Source organism: Lutimonas sp. (genome assembly GCF_051011215.1).
Taxonomy (GTDB): domain Bacteria; phylum Bacteroidota; class Bacteroidia; order Flavobacteriales; family Flavobacteriaceae; genus Lutimonas.
In genome coordinates, this window is the sequence record NZ_JBPCUJ010000009.1 from 1 (window position 1) to 2926 (window position 2926).

Annotated in this window: 5 protein-coding genes; 3 read left to right on the forward strand and 2 right to left on the reverse strand. The window is 34.8% G+C overall.

Annotation, left to right across the window (positions count from 1 at the left end):
• Nucleotides 1–110: twin-arginine translocase TatA/TatE family subunit (locus ACR2MV_RS01275; RefSeq protein WP_434020065.1), on the forward strand; the 110-nt coding region annotated here is incomplete at its 5' end.
• Nucleotides 111–192: 82 nt separating this feature from the next.
• Here the strand turns inward: ACR2MV_RS01275 and ACR2MV_RS01280 are convergent.
• Nucleotides 193–1101: an SPFH domain-containing protein gene (locus ACR2MV_RS01280; RefSeq protein WP_434020061.1), complete on the reverse strand. Its 909-nt coding sequence runs from the start codon at nucleotides 1099–1101 to the stop codon at nucleotides 193–195.
• Nucleotides 1102–1221: 120 nt separating this feature from the next.
• Here ACR2MV_RS01280 and ACR2MV_RS01285 point away from each other — a divergent pair, with 120 nt between their 5' ends.
• Together ACR2MV_RS01285 and ACR2MV_RS01290 are read left to right on the forward strand one after the other, a co-directional pair.
• Nucleotides 1222–1593, forward strand: coding sequence for a 6-phosphogluconate dehydrogenase (locus tag ACR2MV_RS01285; protein ID WP_434020062.1), 372 nt, complete (start codon nucleotides 1222–1224; stop codon nucleotides 1591–1593).
• Nucleotides 1586–2134, forward strand: coding sequence for an acyl-CoA thioesterase (locus tag ACR2MV_RS01290; RefSeq protein ID WP_434020063.1), 549 nt, complete (start codon nucleotides 1586–1588; stop codon nucleotides 2132–2134). Before ACR2MV_RS01285 ends, ACR2MV_RS01290 begins: the two co-directional genes overlap by 8 nt.
• Before the next feature lie 3 nt (nucleotides 2135–2137).
• Here the strand turns inward: ACR2MV_RS01290 and ACR2MV_RS01295 are convergent.
• The coding region (locus ACR2MV_RS01295; protein WP_434020064.1) for a glutamate--tRNA ligase family protein at nucleotides 2138–2926 on the reverse strand (789 nt) is incomplete at its 5' end.

Here is a 2926-nt window from a genome sequence, read left to right on the forward strand (position 1 = left end):
GAGGTAAGAAACTACCTGAATTGATGAAAGGATTAGGGACAGGCATTAAAGAATTTAAGAATGCCACGAATGAGGAAGAAGAAGCTCAAAAAGCAAAAGAGAAAAAATAATTCCTTTATTATAGATATAAAAAAACCTCAAATAGCACTATTTGAGGTTTTTCTTTTTTAGAAAAGGTTTCTTTGAATCAGATTATTTCTTTTTGTTATCCTCCATCTCCTTGATTTTATTGGCAGCCAATAAAGAAGCGGTCATATCATTTAACATAGAACTTGCCGCATTCGGATTATTGGGTAATAAAATCAGATTAGAACTGCTGTCTGCTCCTATAGATTGCAAAGTATCATAATGCTGCGTAATTACAATCAGCGCTGAAGCTTCCTGTGGATTAATTCCAGCTTTATTCAGCGTGTCCACACTTTCTTCAAGTCCTCTTGCAATTTCTCTTCTTTGGTCAGCAATACCTTTTCCTTGTAAGCGTTTACTTTCGGCTTCAGCCTTTGCTCTTTCAACAATTAATATTCGTTGTGCATCTCCTTCGTGTTGAGCAGCCAGTTTTTCTCTTTCTGCAGCATTAATACGGTTCATCGCCTCCTTCACGGATGAATCCGGATCAATATCTGTCACCAGTGCTTTTACAATGTCATAACCATACTCCAGCATCGCTTCTTTTAAGTCTCTTTTTACCGCGAAGGCCACATCATCTTTCTTTTCAAAGACATCGTCGAGAATCATTTTTGGAATTTCGGCGCGGACCAGGTCAAAAATATATGCTGTTAATTGCTCATGCGGATTTTGTAATTTATAATAAGCATCGTACACCTTATCTCTTAAGATTTGGTATTGAACTGAAATCTTTAATTGTACAAAAACGTCATCCTGGGTTTTCGTTTCTACGACCACATCCAATTGTTGAATTCTCAAACTCAAACGGGCGGCAATTCTGTCAATAAATGGAATTTTAATCTGAAGACCGGCAAATCGAATACTTTGATATTTTCCGAATCTTTCAATGATAAAAGCGGTTTGTTGTTTTACCATAAACAGACCTAAAAAGATCAAAATAATTGTAATTAAAGCAATGGGAATCATAGTAATCATAACAAGAATTTTTAAGTATAAAATGATTACGAAAGTTACGAATAATAATTTCATTTTTAGACTTTCAGGCTTTTAGACTTTATATTTACTATTTTTGAGTTTTTAATCATAAAATCAATTATGAAAAGATTTCTTACATACGCCGGAGTTTCCATAGTAATCGTGTTTATCGTCTATATTTGTTTTATTTATTTTGTAACTTTTAGTGAAGGATACAGGGCAGGAGAATTGATAAAAATATCAAAAAGAGGATTGATATTTAAAACCTGGGAAGGAAGATTGAGCCAAGGGGTTTCCGAAGAACAACAATTCAATTTTTCAGTACAGAAAAGCGATACTGAAGTTTTGGATAAACTAAAGGAATTTCAGGGAAAGAGGGTTAAAGTAACGTATATCGAAAGATTTGGAACTTTTTTCTGGCTTGGAGATACCAAATACTATGTGAAAGAAGTGGAAGTTTTAAAGGATAGAAAAGAACTGTCAAATGAGTGATCAAGTGTTTAAAACAACTAAAGAATCGGAAATTGTTCTTACAGAACTAATGTTGCCTTCACATTCTAATTTTAGTGGAAAGATTCACGGAGGGTTTATTCTTTCATTGATGGACAAAACCGCCTTTACGGCAGCCTCAAAATTTAGCGGTCAGTACTGTGTTACTGCCTCTGTAAACCGTGTGGATTTTTTGAGCCCTATTGAAGTTGGGCAATTAGTTACGCTGAAAGCCAAGGTAAATTATGTTGGAAATTCATCAATGGTGGTTGGTATCAGGGTGGTTTCTCAAAATATCCAGACAGGTGAAGAAAAACATTGTAATTCTTCTTATTTTTCTATGGTAGCGAAAGATGAAAATGGAAAAAGCACCAAAGTACCTGGTTTGATAATTTCAAACAAAGAAGATTTGAGAAGGTTTTTAAGATCCATTGAACATATAAATCACAGGAATAACCGAAAAACAGAATTCAGCAAGAAAAATTTTATTCCTGATAATTATGCTGAAACCTTAAAAAACTACAATGTACAGATCGAAATTTAAAATTTAACCTAGTTTTTCGACCGCTGAGCGAATTCTTCTCACAGTTTCGTCTTTCCCTATCAAAAAAGCAATATCTGACAAATGAGGGCCTTTTAAAGCACCAACCAGACTTAATCTTAAGGGTTGCATCACTTTTCCAAAACCAATTTCTTTTGAAGTAATCCAATCTTTAATTGAAGATTCTATAGTTTGGGCCTCATAGCTCTCCATATTTTCAATAGTTAAAGCTAATTCCATCATTAGTTCTGAAGTACCTTCTTTCCAGTTCTTTTTGGTCGCTTTTGCATCATACTCTTCAGGAGCCACAAAGAAGAAACTTCCTAAACCCCAAAGGTCTTCTACAAAAGTGGCCCTTTCTTTAATCAAACCAACAACGTTTGTGATATAGTCAGCGTCAAGTTCTTTATCAAACGTGCTTTCTAAACGTGTTTCAAGAATTGGCATGAATAAAGCCGCAATTTCTTCATCAGAAGTTTTAATCAAATATTGATGTTGAAACCACTTGGTTTTTTCCGCATCAAACTTAGCACCTGATTTACCGACTTTAAGGATATCAAAAGCTTCAACCAATTCAACTAAAGAAAATAACTCTTGTTCTGTTCCTGGGTTCCACCCCAAAAATGCCAACATATTAATGAAGGCCTCAGAGAAATACCCATCTTCTCTATATCCCGCTGAAACTTCTCCAGTTTCTTCGTTGGTATAAGCTAAAGGAAATACAGGAAATCCAAGTTTGTCACCATCTCTTTTGCTTAATTTTCCTTTTCCGGTCGGTTTCAAAATGAGCGGTAA